10 protein-coding genes and 1 pseudogene are annotated in these 17,448 nt (G+C 50.5%); all 11 read left to right on the top strand.

Translation table 11 applies throughout. The features are described from left to right. Positions 1 to 53 precede the first annotated feature (53 nt). The 11 genes and pseudogenes from hemB to ABC831_RS24385 all read left to right on the top strand — a co-directional run bounded on the left by hemB (position 54) and on the right by ABC831_RS24385 (position 17,175). Complete coding sequence (gene hemB / locus ABC831_RS24440) at positions 54 to 1,037, top strand: porphobilinogen synthase (protein WP_343250688.1); 984 nt, start codon at positions 54 to 56, stop codon at positions 1,035 to 1,037. After that, on the top strand, positions 1,037 to 2,317 hold the full coding sequence (hemL, locus tag ABC831_RS24435; protein WP_343250687.1) for a glutamate-1-semialdehyde 2,1-aminomutase: 1,281 nt from the start codon (positions 1,037 to 1,039) through the stop codon (positions 2,315 to 2,317). The genes hemB and hemL overlap by 1 nt, the downstream gene beginning before the upstream one ends. A gap of 435 nt (positions 2,318 to 2,752) precedes the next feature. Further along, positions 2,753 to 4,993 (top strand): pyruvate formate lyase family protein, encoded by a 2,241-nt coding sequence (locus ABC831_RS24430; protein WP_343250686.1) that lies wholly within the window; start codon positions 2,753 to 2,755, stop codon positions 4,991 to 4,993. A 304-nt stretch (positions 4,994 to 5,297) separates the two neighbouring features. Beyond that, a pseudogene (locus tag ABC831_RS24425) lies at positions 5,298 to 7,865 on the top strand (glycyl radical protein). A 118-nt stretch (positions 7,866 to 7,983) separates the two neighbouring features. Continuing rightward, positions 7,984 to 9,234, top strand: a complete 1,251-nt coding sequence (locus ABC831_RS24415; protein WP_343250684.1) for a substrate-binding domain-containing protein — start codon at positions 7,984 to 7,986, stop codon at positions 9,232 to 9,234. Between the two features lie 98 nt (positions 9,235 to 9,332). Beyond that, complete coding sequence (locus ABC831_RS24410; RefSeq protein ID WP_343250683.1) at positions 9,333 to 10,853, top strand: sugar ABC transporter ATP-binding protein; 1,521 nt, start codon at positions 9,333 to 9,335, stop codon at positions 10,851 to 10,853. A 109-nt stretch (positions 10,854 to 10,962) separates the two neighbouring features. Further along, the gene (locus ABC831_RS24405; protein WP_238727055.1) at positions 10,963 to 11,913 is read left to right on the top strand and encodes an ABC transporter permease; all 951 of its coding nucleotides are present in this window, start codon (positions 10,963 to 10,965) and stop codon (positions 11,911 to 11,913) included. Between the two features lie 20 nt (positions 11,914 to 11,933). Then, the gene (locus ABC831_RS24400) at positions 11,934 to 12,905 is read left to right on the top strand and encodes a glycyl-radical enzyme activating protein (RefSeq protein WP_343250682.1); all 972 of its coding nucleotides are present in this window, start codon (positions 11,934 to 11,936) and stop codon (positions 12,903 to 12,905) included. Positions 12,906 to 13,023: 118 nt separating this feature from the next. Beyond that, entirely contained in the window at positions 13,024 to 14,640 is a 1,617-nt protein-coding gene (locus tag ABC831_RS24395) for a response regulator transcription factor (protein ID WP_343250681.1), read from the top strand. Between the two features lie 30 nt (positions 14,641 to 14,670). Next, positions 14,671 to 15,726 (top strand): sensor histidine kinase, encoded by a 1,056-nt coding sequence (locus ABC831_RS24390; protein ID WP_343250680.1) that lies wholly within the window; start codon positions 14,671 to 14,673, stop codon positions 15,724 to 15,726. A 9-nt stretch (positions 15,727 to 15,735) separates the two neighbouring features. Beyond that, positions 15,736 to 17,175, top strand: coding sequence for a sugar ABC transporter ATP-binding protein (locus tag ABC831_RS24385; protein ID WP_343250679.1), 1,440 nt, complete (start codon positions 15,736 to 15,738; stop codon positions 17,173 to 17,175). The last annotated feature ends 273 nt before the right edge of the window (positions 17,176 to 17,448 follow it).

Genomic DNA, 17,448 nt, shown 5'->3' with positions numbered 1-17,448 from the left:
ATGACGGATGATCTGCGAAGGGCAGAGATGAAAGAAGAAAGAGGGAAATAGAAATGAAACTGACAGAAAGACCCAGAAGGCTCAGGAGCACACCTGCTTTGCGCAAAATGGTCCGGGAAACCAGAATCGATAAATCGTCCCTGATCTATCCGATGTTTGTAAAAGAAGGGAAAGGTCTGAAGGAGGAAATACCTACGATGCCCGGACAGTTCCGCTACAGTGTGGACATGCTGCCGGCAGCGCTTGAGGAGGTGTCGGCCAGTGGAGTTTTGTCCGTTATGCTGTTCGGCATTCCGGATAATAAGGATGAATGCGGCACGGGGGCCTGGGCGGAAGACGGCATTATCCAGAAGGCCTTAAAAGAGGCGAAGCGAACGCATCCGGAAATATATTACATTACGGATGTCTGTATGTGCGAATATACTTCTCACGGGCATTGCGGCATACTGAAGGGGCAGCAGGTGGACAATGACCGGACACTGCCTTATTTGGCAAAGATCGCGCTGTCTCATGTCCGGGCAGGCGCGGATATGGTGGCTCCCTCCGATATGATGGACGGCCGGGTAGCGGCCATACGGGAGATCCTGGACCAGAACCAGTATGAGAATATCCCGATCATGTCTTACGCGGCAAAATATGCCTCCTCTTTTTACGGCCCGTTCCGGGATGCCGCCGGATCGGCCCCGGCGTTCGGTGACCGGAAAGCTTATCAGATGGATTATCATAACAGAAAAGAAGCGCTCAAAGAGATTCTGACGGACTGTGAGGAAGGCGCTGATATCATTATGGTAAAACCGGCTTTGTCGTATCTGGATGTGATCCGCGAGGCGGCGGATCAGATCCTGCTGCCGGTGGCGGCATACAGCGTAAGCGGGGAGTACGCCATGATTAAGGCTGCCGCGCAGGCGGGATATGTCGATGAGGCGGCAATGATCTGTGAGACGGCAGTGAGTATCTACCGTGCCGGCTGCGGTATACTGCTCAGTTATTTTGCAAAAGAGATCGCAGGATTTATAGAGGAAGGGAGAATCGGCTGATGATCCGGTCAGAACAGCTTTTTGAAAGGGCGGTAAAGGTAATGCCCGGCGGCGTGAACAGCCCGGTCCGCGCCTATCAGTCCGTAGGCAGTACTCCGAGGTTTATCCGGAAAGCGGACGGCGCTTATGTATATGATGTGGATGATAACCGTTATATTGATTATATCTGTTCCTGGGGGCCCATGATTCTGGGGCATAACAACGCGAAAATCAGGGAGGCGGTGATCCAGGCGTCCTATGAGGGGTTAAGCTATGGCGCCGCTACCGAAATGGAAGTAAAGATGGCGGAGCTGATCTGCCGCCTGGTTCCATCCATGGAAATGGTACGTATGGTGAATTCCGGTACCGAGGCGGTGATGAGTGCGATCCGTGCGGCCAGAGGCTATACGGGACGCGATAAAATTATAAAATTCGAGGGATGTTATCACGGACATTCGGATTCCCTGCTGGTGAAGGCCGGATCAGGCGTGATGACGGCAGGTATCCCCGACAGCTCCGGCGTGCCACAAGGCTGCGCCAGGGATACGCTGACGGCTGTCTATAATGACTGTGACAGTGCGGCCCGGCTGTTTGAGGAAAATAAAGGGGAGGTCGCCGCGCTGATCGTGGAGCCGGTGGCCGGGAATATGGGCGTGGTACAACCCTGTCCGGGATTCCTTCAGGGGCTTAGGGATCTGTGTACGGAGCATGGGGCGGTGCTGATCTTTGACGAAGTGATCACCGGATTCCGTTTAAGCCTTCAGGGAGCCCAGGGATTCTATGGGATTACACCGGATCTTACTACGTTCGGGAAGATTATCGGCGGCGGGATGCCCGTAGGCTGCTACGGCGGCCGCAGGGAAATTATGCAGACCATCTCTCCCTTAGGAAGCGTCTATCAGGCCGGCACCTTAAGCGGGAATCCCATCGCCATGGCCGCGGGACTTGCGGAGCTGACCCAGCTGGAAGAAAATCCGGATGTCTATGTGCGCCTGGAAGAGTTGGGGAATTATTTCCGGGAGCGCTTAAGAGATATTCTGAAAGCGGCAGGTAAATCTTATCAGGTGACCGGAGTCGGATCTTTGAGCTGCCTGTTCTTTACGGATCAGCCTGTTTGGAACTACCAGACGGCTAAGAGGTCTGATACAGCAGAATTTGCCCGTTACTTTAATTGGATGCTGGATCATCACATCCACCTGGCGCCGTCCCAGTTTGAAGCGATCTTTTTGTCGGCTGCCCATACGAAGAAGGATGTGGATGAGACTTTGGCGGCTGTTGAGGGGTTTTGGAACAGATGTTAATATAAGTTTCCATTGAACTAAGCTATCTGAAATACGAATTTTCAGATGGCTTGTTTTCTTTTGATCTTTTTAGAACAGTTAATTATAGCTATGAACTATGGGTAAGTAAGCGGCTGTTTTCCAGCCGCTTATTTGTGATGCATGAAAAATAGGCAGCGGGAATTTTCGAGCGCTGCTATTTTTTATAGCTATGAGCACTTAGTGCCTGTTTTTTGGCACTTACGTGCGATGCATGAAAAATAGTCAGCGAGGTACTTTCGAGCGCTACTATTTTTTATATTCTTAAAAATAGTACACTTATAACCAAAAATCATCGGTTTCGATCCGGATGGGGGAAATGCTAAAATAAGAATGCAGGAAAAAAGCAGCTGCGATACACAGTGAAAGAAGAACAGGATGGAATGGAAAAATTGAACAAATTGGGGAGGTTATGCAATGGCAATTAAAGATTCTTATCAGATCTCTACTGAGCCGGTCCGGACGGAACGGATCGACAGGCTGCATCGATATATCACGTCGTCGAAATACGGCATATGCGTGGAACGGGGCAGGCTGCTGACGGAATATTACAGGACGCACATGGATCAGGTGCCGATTAAGCGCAGGGCAAACGCGATGGATCATGTGCTGCAAAACATGAGCATATATATTCTGCCGGGAAGTCTGTTCGCGGGCAATCAGGCGTCCCATCCGCGTTGGGCACCGCTGTTTCCGGAATTCGACATGGAGTGGATGGAAAGCGAGATGCTGCACGGCGATCCGTATTTTCCGGACAAGCGTCCGGAGGACCGGTACATACTCCGGGAGGAGGACAAGCCTGTCATTCAGGAAATATGCGGGTTCTGGAGAGGGCAGACCGTGACCGATATGCTGCGGACAAGGCTGCCGAAAGAGGCGCTTGCCACCCATTTCCAAATTAAGGCGGCAGATATCGGCGCTTATTTCCAGGGCGGTGACGGACATTTTGCGCCGGACCATCCATGGCTGATACAGAACGGTCTGCAGACAATCATCGACCAGTGCCAGGAGGGGCTGTCCAGGATCGATTATAAGAACGACCCCGAATGTGTAAAGAAAAAGGACTTCTATGAAGCGGCGGTCATCAGCGCCAACGCAGTCATCCAATTTGCCGCGCGCTACGCGGACCTTGCCGAAAAGATGGCGGCAGAGGAAACTGATGAGGGAAGAAAACAGGAGCTTCTGGAGATGGCAGGAATCTGCCGTCATGTACCAAAGTATCCGGCGCGCAATTTCCGGGAAGCGTTACAGTTTATCATATTCACCCATATCTGTATTCAGATCGAGGATAATGGAGCCGGTATTTCCTTTGGCCGTTTCGACCAGTTCATGCAGCCATACTACGAGGCCGGTATAGCGGACGGAACACTGACGAAGGATCTGGCGGTAGAGCTGACGGAGAACTTCTTTTTACAGATATATACTTGCAACAAAGTGCGAAGCTGGGTCGATACCGATTTTTTCCGGGGCGTGCCCATGTTCCAGAACCTGACGATCGGCGGCGTGGACCCTGAGACCATGGCGGATGCCACCAATGATATGAGCTATATCGCGCTTAACGCCACATATAATACGAGAGTGCCGCAGCCGTCGCTGACCGTGCGCTTCCATAAAAAGACGCCGATGGAATTCAAGATGCGTGTAGCGGAGGTGGTCCGTCTCGGCACCGGCCTGCCGTCCATCTTCAACGACGAAGTCTATACGAGGGCATTGATGAACCGGGGGTATGAGATGAAGGATGCGTATAACTACTGCATCATCGGCTGCATCGAGCCGGGAGCACCCGGGTTACTCGGCGGCCGTACCGGCGGCGCATGGCTGAACTGCACGAAGGCGCTGGAGATGGCGCTCTATAACGGGCTAGACCCACGCACCGGCATCTGCCTGCACGAAAATGCCAACGGCAGGACGCTGGCCACGTTTGAGAGCTACCAGGAAGCAGAGGACGCATTCACAGACCAGATGAAATATTACATTAAAATGGAGGCGATTCTGGAAAACACCATCGATCAGGTGTGGGAAGAAAAGCTGGAGGAGCCGATGGCGGCCATATTTGCCTGCCCCACGACGACGATCCCGCGAGGCAAACCAATCAAGCAGGGCGGCGCGAAATACGACCTGACCGGCCAGCAGACCATCGGAACGGCAAACGTGGCAAACAGCCTCTATGTAATCCGGAAGCTGATCTTCGAAGATAAGGTGATTACAGGCGCCCAGCTGCAGCACGCGCTGGAGACGAACTGGCAGGATGAGACGACGGTGCCCACCGGCCCGCAGATCAAGGCGATGTGCCTGGCGGTGCCGAAATACGGCAACGACGTGGACGAGGTGGACTTTATCGCCCGGGATTTGATGGCGATGATAGCGAAGGAGCTGTCTTCGTACAAGAACACGAGATATGGCAGGGGACCGATCGGCGGCACACTGCACTGCTCCACAAGCACCGTATCCAGCAACACACCGTTCGGTCATGTGTGCGGGGCTACACCGGACGGGCGCGATGCCTATATGCCGGTGGCGGACGGACAGTCGCCTATGAGAGGAACGGATGTGAGCGGGCCCACAGCGGCGATCGCTTCCGTGGCGAAGCTGCACAACGAACTGTTCTCCTGCGGCTCGCTGTATAACTTGAAGTTCAGTCCCGAGGAACTGGCTTAGGTAAAACATACAGATATACATATAGGCAGTACAAACTTCTTATAACACCGACGCGTCCCGTCTGGAAATGGAATGCAGAAACCGAATCCAGACGGGACGTTGTCGTCAGTCGACGAAATAATCAGCGCTTTTCGTTAGGACAGGAACCTGTCAGCACACTAGGTGGGAAAGGGGGACTTGAAATCTAAAAATTATACACCTTTAGCAAAATATATTGGGTTTTAGAAAAATACACAATTGATATAATTTAATTATCTCAAAAATATACAAATCGTACAAGTAAGCGATAGAAAGGAAGGAGATTATGGCAATTACAGATTCTTATCAGATTTCAACGGAGCCGGTAAGATCAGAGCGAATTGACAAGCTGCAAAAATATATTACAGCTTCCAAATACGGCGTATGCGTGGAAAGAGGGAAATTAATTACTGATTATTACAGAGACCATACAGATCAGGCGCCGATCATCCTCAGGGCCAACGCGATTAACCACGTACTGCAGAACATGAGTATTTACATTCTGCCGGGAAGCCTGTTCGCAGGCAATCAGGCGTCACATCCGCGCTGGGCACCGCTGTTTCCGGAATATGAGGTGGAATGGGTCGAGAAAGAAATGATTCATGAAGATCCGTATCCGCTTGACAAACGTCCGGCTGACCGTTACATACTCCACAAAGAAGATAAACCGGTGATTCAGGAAATATGCGATTGGTGGAAAGGCAAGACAATTACCGACATGCTGCGTACGAGGCTTCCGAAGGAAGCGCTGGCAACGCACTATGACCTAAAAGCCGCCGATATCGGCACCTATTTCCAGGGCGGCGACGGACATTTTGCGCCGGATCATCCATGGCTGATTAAGAACGGCCTGCAGACAATCATTGACCAGTGCCAGGAGGGGCTTTCCAAAATTGATTACAAGAACGACCCCGAATGTGTAAAGAAAAAAGACTTCTATGAAGCGGCCATCATCAGCGCCAACGCAGTCATCCAATTTGCCGCGCGGTATGCGGACCTTGCCGAAAAGATGGCGGCGGAGGAAAGCGGTGAGGTAAGGAAGCAGGAGCTTCTGGAGATGGCCCAAATATGCCGTCATGTGCCGAAGAATCCGGCGCGCAGTTTCAAAGAGGCGCTGCAATTCATTATCCTGACGCACATCTGCATCCAGATCGAGGACAGCGGAGCAGGCGTATCGTTCGGACGTTTCGACCAGTTCATGCAGCCGTACTATGAGGCGGGTATAGCGGAAGGAACGCTGACTAAGGAGCAGGCAGTCGAGTTAACGGAGAACTTCTTTTTACAGATTTATACGTGCAATAAGGTGCGCAGTTGGATTGATACAGATTTTTACCGGGGCGTACCCATGTTCCAGAACCTGACGATCGGCGGCGTGGACCCTGAGACCATGGCAGACGCCACCAACGATATGAGTTATATCGCGCTGGACGCTACTTATCATACGAGAGTCCCTCAGCCGTCGCTGACCGTGCGTTTCCATAAAAAAACGCCGATGGAATTCAAGATGCGGGTGGCGGAGGTGGTCCGTCTCGGCACCGGATTGCCGTCCATCTTTAATGATGAAGTCTATACGAGGGCATTGATGAACCGGGGGTATGAGATGAGGGATGCTTACAATTACTGCATCATCGGCTGCATCGAACCGGGGGCTCCGGGACTTTTGGGCGGACGAACCGGAGGCGCGTGGCTGAATTGTACGAAGGCGCTGGAGATGTCGCTCTATAACGGGAGAGACCCCCGCACCGGAATCTGTCTGCATGAAAATGCCAACGGCAGGACGCTTGCCACGTTTGAGAGCTATCAGGAAGCGGAGGACGCGTTCGTCGACCAGATGAAGTACTACATTAAGATGGAAGCGATCCTGGAGAATACCATCGACCAGGTATGGGAAGAGAAACTGGAGGAGCCGATGGCGGCCATCTTCGCATGCCCGACCACGACGATTCCCCGGGGCAAACCAATCAAACAGGGCGGCGCGAAATACGACCTGACCGGCCAGCAGACCATCGGAACGGCAAACGTGGCAAACAGCCTCTATGTCATCCGGAAGCTGATCTTCGAAGATAAGCTGATCACAGGCGCCCAGTTACAGCACGCGCTGGAGACGAACTGGCAGGATGAGACGACGGTGCCCACCGGCCCGCAGATCAAGGCGATGTGCCTGGCGGTGCCGAAATACGGCAACGACGTGGATGAAGTGGACTTTATCGCCCGGGATCTGATGGCGATGATAGCGAAGGAGCTGTCTTCGTACAAGAACACAAGGTATGGCAGGGGCCCGATCGGCGGCACACTGCACTGCTCCACAAGCACCGTATCCAGCAACACACCGTTCGGTCATGTGTGCGGGGCTACACCGGATGGGCGCGATGCCTACATGTCGGTGGCGGACGGACAGTCACCCATGAGAGGAACGGATGTGAGCGGCCCCACAGCGGCGATCGCTTCCGTAGCAAAACTGCACAACGAACTGTTTTCCTGCGGCTCGCTGTATAACTTGAAATTCAGCCCCGAGGAACTGGCTTAGTATTCTATGAATTTTAGTAAATATAAATTCGTTTCGGAATTATAAATTCATTTCAGAAAGGATGGGATTTTAATGGAAAACACAGTACAGGTAAACAAAAATGATGGTTTAAAAAGATTCGTCAGTCTGATCGATCAGTATTTTGCAATGGGTGGCAACCAGATGCAGTTTAATGTAGTCAGTAAGAAAACGCTGCTGGAGGCGCAGAAGGATCCGGATAAATATGCAAATCTGCTGGTCCGTGTCGCCGGCTACAGCGCTTATTTTACCCAGCTGTCAAAGGACGTGCAGGAAGACATCATTGCAAGAACTGAGGAGAAACTTTGAGAAATAGCAGCACTCGAAAAAGCCTCGCTGACTATTTTTCATACACCGCACACAAGTGCCCGGAATACGGGCGCTGAGTGCTCATAGCAATGTATAATGTATTCTAAGGAGGAAGAACATGAAAAGAAAACTGACAAAATGTACCAGCATAGCGCTTGTCATCGCTATGGCAATCTCCACCCTCGCGGGCTGCGGCGGCACGGCATCCACACAAGCGCCGGATGCAGGTTCCGAAAAACCGTCAACGGAAACGGCCTCTCCGGAAGCATCGGATGCAGATGCGGCTAAAGGAGCGGATGCCGCTGCGGAAGCGGAAGGCGCATTCCATGACACGGCGGAACTGGTCATTGATTATGCCAAGGCGGTAGACCCGAAAGGGGCGGACGTAGTAGACGGCTCTTTCCAGTCGACGCCGGAACTAAAAGGCGCGCTTGCCGATCAGATGATCGGTACGCAGAACCAGTTTGAAGGCATGAACATTGGTTTTTCCCAGCACCGTATCGCGGGCTCCGAGTGGTATGAGCAGCTTGTGGATTTCGCACAGGCGGAAGCGGATTACCTGGGCGTAAATCTGACCATTTACGATGCCAACGACGACATGAACCAGCAGATCGCCGACGTCGAGACCTTGATCAACCTGGGCATGGAGTCCATCATTGTCAATCCTTACAACTCCACCAACGTAGGCCTTGATTCCATCATCGCGGCGGATATCCCTCTGACGGTTGTCAATCAGGCTGTGGACTTCAGCGGTCCCTTCACCTTTGTGTCCGCGGACGTACAGGATTCCGGTTATAAGACGGGCTTTGAGCTGGCGCGCTACTACGATGAAAAGAACGGCTGGAAGGACGAGGTCAAAGCGTTCGTATTGTCCTCCGCTCCCCAGGAAAAAGAATCCGACCTGCGCAGATGGGGTCAGATCATGGGATGGACCGATTACATGCTTGACAAGTACGGCAAGAACAATCTGAATATTGTGGCATACCAGTATTATCAGTGGCTGCCCGAACCGGCTATGAACGCGACGCTGGACGTATTACAGGCAAATCCTGATATCGACGTTATCTTCGCCGCATGCGACGGCGGCGCGCAGGGCGTGGAAGCGGCGTTGGAGCAGATCGACAGGCTTGGAGATATCCTGGTATGTACGATTGACGGACGGAAATCCGTACTGCAGTGGATTAAGGATGGAGACAAGGGAATGGTCTGCGACGCGTATAACGATCCGAGACAGATGGGGAAATGGGCTGTTTACATGGCTGCATTGCAGGCAAGCGGCGTATCGACACCTTCTACCTTCTACGTTATGAACGATCTCGTTACCACTGAGAATGTGGATAACTACTTAGACCCGAATTCTACATATTAATTCTAAAACGGAGACAGTCAGGAGCCGCCGCATCGGCTGATAAACCGCGGGTGCGGCGGCTCCGGCTCCATATCAACGAAGGTTAGGTGGTGCAAGGAATGGGCAATGGGTATGCAGTGGAACTAAAAGACATAACCAAGAAATTCGGCGGTCTTACTGCGGTGGACAGCGTAAACTTTCAGGTTAAGCCGGGCGAAATCCACGCGCTTTGCGGGGAAAACGGCGCGGGTAAAAGCACGCTGATGAATGTGCTGACCGGTAAATTCCCGGCGAATTCTTATTCGGGAGAAATATTGCTGAATGGGAAAAAAGTAAAAATCGGTTCTCCAATGGACGCCAAAAAAGAGAAGATTACAATCGTGCATCAGGAGCTGGAGCTGATTCCGGACTTGAGTATTGCGGAAAATATTTTCCTGGGCAACCAGCCCGTATCTGCCGCAGGTATAGACTGGAAGAAGATGTACACCGAGGCGGGTGAAATTCTGGAAAAATTTTCACTGGACTTAAATGTGAAAACAAAAATTAAATATTTGACGGTGGGACAACAGCAGCTGGTTGAAATTGCCAAAGCGATTTATCTGGGCGGCAGTGTCCTCATACTGGACGAACCGACGGCTCCGCTGACGGGACGCGAGATCGATTTCCTGATGGAAATGCTTGAGAAGCTTAAGGAAACGGGAATCTCCATCGTCTATATCACGCATCGTCTCGAGGAAATTTTCCGGCTTTCGGACCGGGTGTCCGTCATGCGGGACGGCAAAATGATCAACACCTTCCAGACAAAAGAGATCCTGGTGGATGAGCTTGTCGCCGCCATGATCGGGCGTAAAATGGAAAACATGTATCCGCATATGGATACAAAGGCGGGGGACGTGACGTTAGAGATCTGCGATTATTCCGTACCGCATCCGCTGTATGACACGAATATCGTTCAGAACGCTTCGATGCAGTTTCACGCCGGCGAAATCGTGGGAATATCAGGTCTGCTGGGAGCAGGCAGAACCGAACTGATGTCGGCGGTAATCGGCGCATACCAGGTGAAGGGGAAGGGGGTTGTAAAACTAAAAGGAAAAGAAGTGAAATTCAACTCTCCCGCCGCAGCCATCAAGGCTGGAATCGGGTATGTGACAGAAGATCGAAAAACAACGGGGTTGATCCTGAACCAGACAATCCGTTTCAATATATCTATGGCTTCTTTGTCAAGAATAATCAAATACGGCCTTTTATTTCCGGGTAAGGAAAAAGCAATTGTGAATCATCTGAAAGAGGAACTGAGCATTAAGACGGAAAACATCGAAAATCCCGTCAGCAGCTTAAGCGGCGGTAACCAGCAGAAGGTGGTGCTGGCCAAATGGCTGGCGACGCAGCCGGGTATTCTGATACTCGACGAGCCGACAAGGGGTGTTGATGTGGGCGCGAGATATGAAATCTATATGATTATGAAAGAACTGGCGGCTCAGGGAAATACGATCATCATGATCTCTTCGGACCTGCCGGAGGTCATCGGCATCAGCGACCGCGTATACGTGATGTATGAAGGAAAGGTGCAGGGTGAACTGTCAAGAGAAGAATTGAGTGAAGATTCCATTATGCGTTATGCAACAGGAATAGCCCTGTAAAGTATATCTTTATGTGCGGGAATACGCACGAATGGAGGAAAGGTTGAACAAAAAGATGTTCACCCATACCTGAATATCTGGCGCAGTAAATACGCCACTGGAGGTAAATATGAAAAATGTGAAAACAGGAAAAGACAGGTTGAAAAAAATAGCAGATTTCGCATTGTCTAATTTCGTCATCATCGCTTTTGTGATACTGTTTATTGCAAGCTGCTTTTTGTCACCGGCGTTCTTTACAAAGAACAATCTGATGTCGGTGCTGATTCAGAATTCGATTTATGCCATTTGCGCAATCGGGATGCTCGTGATCATCATTACCGGAGGTATCGACTTATCCACCGGTGCTTACGTCTGTATCACGGTCTGCCTGACGGCGGGGCTGATCCAGGACGGACACGGCATTGTCTCAGTATTTATCGTATTGCTGCTGGCGCTGGTAATCGGTTCGGTTTCCGGTTCCATGGTAGCCTTTTTAAATATCGCTCCGTTTATAGCCACGTTAGCCATGACGACGATACTAAAAGGCGCAGCGTACATGTACCAGACCGGACAGAACCGCCGGATTGACGGGACGTTTCTGCCAAACTGGGTGAAAGGCACCACCGTTGGAATTCCCAATCCGGTGCTGGTGATGATTATCGTCTATCTCGTATTCTTATTCGTCTTAAACCGTACCAGGTTTGGACGCGGGATCTACGCAATCGGCGGCAACAAGGAAACGGCGTATCTGGCCGGTATAAAAGTCAAGACGTATCTGGTGCTCAGCTATGCGCTGGGAGGTCTGTGCTTCGCGATCGCCGGGATTCTGCTGTGCGGCCGTCTCGGCATGGGAACGGCTACGGTGGGGGACGGCTATGAAATGGACGCGATTGCCTCTGTAGTCATCGGCGGCGCGGCTATGACCGGCGGTTCCGGCAGTGTGACAAAGACGATTGTCGGTGCCATGCTGATGGGCGTACTGTATAACATCATGAACCTGATGGGAATAGCCTCTTATCCTCAGATGATTGTGAAGGGCGTAGTCATAGTCCTGGCAGTGCTGCTTTACAAGAGAAAATAAGGAAGGCGAAGGGATAAATTATGATCCGCGATGAACTGCTAAGGCAGGATATTGATCAATTATCAGAAACGACCGGTATTGTGGCCAATATTGAGCGCTATGCGATTAACGACGGAGCCGGAGTGAGAACGACGGTTTTCACAAAAGGCTGTTATCTGCGCTGCCGGTGGTGCAGCAATCCCGAAACCCAGCTGTTCGCGCCTGAAATGAGTTTTTTCCCGGACAAATGCTTCGGTTGTAAAAATTGTCTCAGGGCATGTCCGTATGGAGCCATCGGCGATGATCTCAATGCAGACCGCAATATCTGCAGGGATTGTCATACGAGAGAGCATGCGTTTGCCTGTACCGCAGCCTGTTACGCGAAATGCAGAAAAACGACCGGTGATAAAATGACGGTAAAACAGGTTTATGATATAGTAAAACGGGACGTGCCTTTTTATGAGGCATCCGGAGGCGGTGTGACCTTGTCCGGCGGCGAGCCGATGGCACAGCCTGAATTTACCTATGCGCTGCTCAGAATGCTGACGGAGCGCTGGATCGATACGGGAATCGAAACCTGCGGCTATGCGGACAAGGAGGATTACGAGAAGGTACTCCCGTATCTGAATACCGTTTTCATGGACATCAAGCATATGGACAGTGAAAAACACCGCTTATGGACGGGACAGGGGAATGAGCTGGTGTTGGAGAATATAAAGCTGGCAGATAAAATGACCGGAATCTATGGAAACAAACTGTTTATCCGCATTCCCGTTATTCCGGGTTTTAATGATACGGCAGAGGAGATCGGCGCGGTGGCGCGTTTTGTCTCATCAGAATGCGCTCACGTGACGGGTATGGAACTTTTACCCTATCACAAACTGGGCCGCGGAAAATATTATAGTCTGGGCAGGAACTATCCGCTGGAGGATTTGACCCCGCCTTCCGCGGAACAGATGGAAGAACTAAAACAAATATTGGCAGGTTTTGGGATACCTATTTATCAATTTTAGCAAAAGTGCTCGTTGCTGGGGTGGCAGATAGCAGGAGCTGATTTTCAAACATGCTCCGGGGAAGCGCCTTAACAAAGGGCGCTTTCGCTGTGCAAAGAGGAAGAGAAGGATGATGGACGTGGCTAGAAGAAAAGTAATCATCGTAGATGATGAACAGCATATATGCCGTTTGATAGAAGCGCTGATCGACTGGGAGGCGCACGGACTCGAGGTGATTGGATCAGCGCACGACGGCAGCAGAGCGTTTCAAATGTGTCAGGAGTTGTCACCGGATATTCTGATTACGGATATCCAGATGCCGGGCTTGAGCGGAATCGATTTGATTAAAAAGCTGCACGATCAGTTCCCCGAAATTAAAGTCATCATTATTACAGGCTACAGCCAGTTCCCATATGCGCATCAGGCGCTGCGCTACGGAGTCGTGGATTATCTGCTGAAGCCGATACAGAAGGAGGAACTAGAGCACGCCCTGCAAAAGGGGATGGAACTCATCGACCGTGAGATCGCCCTGCCGCTTGAAAAGGAAAGCCTGGCGCTCAAATCAATGCAGGAAATTAAAGTCAACCTGTTGACACTTATTTTGAATGACGCGGCGCAAGCGCCGAAGATACATAATCTCAACCGGTTTATGGAGGAATACCATCTGAAATTCCAGGGCAGGGCGTGGCAGCTATTGCAGGTGGAATTCATATTGAGCAATGAGGAAAATACAGTTTCCGTCCAGGATTTTTTAAAGAATAAAATCAAGGACATTGTCGTCGGGGAATTAAAAGGCGAGCATATCGAGATCGTCACCGCGCTTTCGGGCAACAGCTTTTTCTGTCTGCTCAACGGGGACAAGGACTCGCTGGAACAGGCCAGGATTCAATTAAACCAGGTGAAAAACAAGCTGCTGGTAGTCAACGACATACTGCAGAGAATTAATTTTACCATCGGTATCAGCAGTGTGTGCGGGGAGTTCGGCAGAATCAGTGACTGTGTGAAGGAATGCCGGGCCTGTATTCACTACAAAATCATGAAAGGGAAAAATAAAATCATCAAATATAGCGACATACCGGCAGTGGAGCTTGAGGCATCCTATTTTATCAATGAGAATTTCAGGAAACAGTTTCTAAAGGATGTGGTGGACGCGGACAGCGAAGCGGTGTCCGCACAAATCAACGAGCTTGTGACGTATCTTTACCGTTTTTCAGGGAAGATAGACGGTAACGTGGTACTTGAAATTTATCAGATGCTCGTGAAGATGTTTTTCAAAGGCATCCAGACCTTCCCAATATCAGATTTTAAAGAATTCACGCAGGATAACCTGATTTCGCAGAAAGAGTATTTTTACAGCATCTCGGGCGCTTTCAACTATTTAAGCGAGATTTTTGAGATGCTTTTGAAGCGCTGCTGTGAGGAAAAGGAGGACCAGAACACGCAGCCGATCCGGGAGACGCAGCTCTATATTGAGGAACACTACATGGAGCCGGTGAAACTGGAGGAGATTGCCAGACATGTGGGCTTGAACGAGACATATTTATCCAGTATATTTAAAAAGCAGATGGGAAAATCGTTAATCGATTACCTGACCTATACGCGCGTGCAGCACGCCAAAGAACTTTTAATTAACCGCAATAAAAGTGTAAATGAAATCGCCGAGGAGGTGGGGTTCAACGATGCGAAATATTTTACCAAGCGGTTTAAAAAATATACCGGCGTGTCGCCGAATGAATACCGCAAGCTGTTTGCATAGGGCAGGCAGGGGATATAAGGAGATGGATTCGTGAAACGCTATACAATTTCCAAATTTTTAAACGTGGTGATGGCGGCTTTGATCGTGTTTGTCAGTGCTGATCTGCTGGTGTCCGTATATATGCTGCTTAACGGTGGGAGTAAGCTTTATATCGCCGTCAGCACCCTGCTTTTTTTGACAGGGATACTGCTTCTGATGATATACCTGTTTCGGATACAGACCTCCATCAAAGGGCTGAAAAAGTCCTATAACGAGTTTATGAACGGAAAGACCAGCAGTTTAAAAATCATGCCGTCCACGCATATGTTTCTGACCGAGGAAGAAAATCTGCTCAACCATATCAACGAGCTGATTAACAGGGAGGAGCTGTTAAAGGAAGCGAACAAGCAGGCGGAATATCTGGCTCTGCAAAACCAGATTAACCCGCATTTTCTCTATAATACGCTGGAGGCGATGCGCGGAGATGCCTTAACCAGCGGCATGGAATCCCTGGCCAATGTGGCACAGGCGCTGTCCTCTTTTTTCCGCTATACCATATCCGACGTACAGTTTCTGGTGACCGTGGACGATGAGCTGGAAAATATCAACAATTATTTCTTAATACAGAAGTATCGGTTTGGAGATGAGTTAAAGCTGGAGATTAATTTCCTGGACGACGAGGAGCAGATCCGGTGCCTGAGGCTTCCGAAGCTGACTCTGCAGCCGATCGTGGAAAACAGCGTCCGCCATGGGCTGGAAGCGCAGGTCAACAGAGGGACCATTTCGATTACGTTCGAGCAGACGGAAACACATCTGTTTATCAGCGTCAAAGATTCGGGAATGGGCATGCCGGAGAAGGAACTGCAGGCGCTGAACGATTCCCTCAACGAAACGCCTTTTCAGCCGCGGGAAAAATATGACGCCGAAAAAGAAAAAAAGCTGAAAAACGGCCATACGGGCATCGCCCTCAAAAATGTATCCCAGAGGATCAAGCTATTGTTCGGCGACGAATACGGCATCTATATTTTCAGCACACCGGGTGTGGGTACCAATGTCAAAATTACGGTTCCCAGACAGGGACAGAGTTCCCCGGTACCGGACAGATAAGAGGCGTGTATGAAAAAAGAAATATTCAGAATGCATAACGGATTCATCAGACAGGGAAGGATACAAAAAGGGCCTTTCTTTTTGCATTTCTGCAAAGGGGAAATCAGCGGGATTATCACCGATGATTCGTTTGAAAAAGAGATGCTGATCCAGTTTTTCCGCTGCAAAAACAGCCTGGTGTCGGGAGATTTTTATTATAATGAACAAGGAATTGTATCCGATGACCGGAATAGCATCATCAGAAGGGTGATATCGGAGACTACGTCGGTCATTTCCGGCAATTCGCAGTTGTTTGAGTCGCTGACTATCGTGGATAATATTTTCATTCCCAGTTTTTTCATCAAACGAAGGAAACATAAGAAAGTGGCCGCCAGGCTGATGGAGTTTTTTGATATTGATATACCGCTCCATATGAAAATCAGGGACCTGACCACGTTCCAGCGGCTGCAGATCGAGATCCTGCACGCGGTGGCGTGCCATCACAAATTGATTATCGTATCGGACATCAACGGTATGCTGCGATCCAAGGAGCGCAATAAGCTTCGTCAGCTTTATGAACGGCTGGCGCAGATTGGTTACGCCATCTGCCAGATTGAATCCCTGAACAATATATCGCTGAATACACTGGATCGGGTACAGGTCATCGAAAAGGGCAGAGGGGTTGGCAGCTACAGCAGAGTTGAGATCGAGTATTCCGAGATCGCGCGCCTGATTAACGCGGACGAGGAATCCAATCCAAGCGAACTGTTAAAAAAGAAGGACGACCGTTTTTTCGACGGCTTCAAGGGTATCGTGCTGGAAGCGCAGGATATCTGCTGCGGTCATCTGCAGCAGTTTTCCCTGAAGCTGTCCAAAGGCGAAATCGCCGAAATCAACTGCCGCAGCGGTACGGATTACCTGGGAATCAAAAGCGTGTTCACCGGCAGGGCAAATCCTACTGCAGGAAAATTCATATATGAAGGCAGGCCCCGTAATTTGAACGTATTGAGCCGGGCCATCGCCAGAGGGGAGATCGGCTGCGTCGATTTCGCTAACCTGGACAATCTTCTGTTTGAAAATCTAAGCATTGCGGAAAATGCCTGCTATCCGCTGTGCCTGAAAAACCCAGGCTTTTTCCTGCATCATAAATATAGGAAGCTGGCGGAGGATTACGTCAGAAAGCTGATGCCTGGCCTCGATCTCGAAAAAAGTATCAGAAGCCTGACGCAGGAACAGATCATGCAGCTTGCGTTCTGTAAATGGATATTATGCAAACCGAAATTACTTTTGGTCTTTATTCCCTCCCCCTTTTTAAAGGACGAGCCGGATCATGTCATAGACCGGCTGATGATTGAACTGAGCAGGTACGGTGTGCCGATTCTGATTCTGTCCGAACGCTATATGTTTGAATCGAAAATTATTGAAACAGAATATGTGATCCATAAAGGGGTGATAGCTAAGAAGCAGTGAGCTGGTCCGGGTAGGCTCTCCAGTGGTCCGGGTAGCTCTCCAGTGGTCCGGGAAGCCCTCCGGGGGACGGGATGGGATGCTCCTGTCTGGGGAGGCGGGGCGGGTGCCTGTCCTTTGGCGGGCGGAGGGCTGTATGCTGGCTGCTGCTAAGTGGAATCCAGGCCGCAGATTCAGGAACCGGGCCAATTCACCAGGAACGCATGATGCGTTCCCGGTTCAGTGGCCCTTGCCCGTCGGACGTGAAGTCCGCCGTGCATCCTGAATCTGCGGCCT

This window comes from Diplocloster hominis (genome assembly GCF_032380655.1).
Lineage (GTDB): Bacteria > Bacillota > Clostridia > Lachnospirales > Lachnospiraceae > Diplocloster > Diplocloster hominis.
The sequence above is the reverse complement of the archived record's forward strand: the minus strand, read 5'-3'. Positions and strand labels throughout refer to the sequence as shown.

Bases quoted from the DNA above. Each gene is read 5' to 3' on its own strand.
- hemB (WP_343250688.1), top strand. From the start codon at position 54: ATGAAACTGACAGAAAGACCCAGAAGGCTCAGGAGCACACCTGCTTTG.
- ABC831_RS24430 (WP_343250686.1), top strand. From the start codon at position 2,753: ATGGCAATTAAAGATTCTTATCAGATCTCTACTGAGCCGGTCCGGACG.
- ABC831_RS24405 (WP_238727055.1), top strand. From the start codon at position 10,963: ATGAAAAATGTGAAAACAGGAAAAGACAGGTTGAAAAAAATAGCAGAT.
- ABC831_RS24385 (WP_343250679.1), top strand. From the start codon at position 15,736: ATGAAAAAAGAAATATTCAGAATGCATAACGGATTCATCAGACAGGGA.
- hemL (WP_343250687.1), top strand. From the start codon at position 1,037: ATGATCCGGTCAGAACAGCTTTTTGAAAGGGCGGTAAAGGTAATGCCC.
- ABC831_RS24410 (WP_343250683.1), top strand. From the start codon at position 9,333: ATGGGCAATGGGTATGCAGTGGAACTAAAAGACATAACCAAGAAATTC.
- ABC831_RS24400 (WP_343250682.1), top strand. From the start codon at position 11,934: ATGATCCGCGATGAACTGCTAAGGCAGGATATTGATCAATTATCAGAA.
- ABC831_RS24415 (WP_343250684.1), top strand. From the start codon at position 7,984: ATGAAAAGAAAACTGACAAAATGTACCAGCATAGCGCTTGTCATCGCT.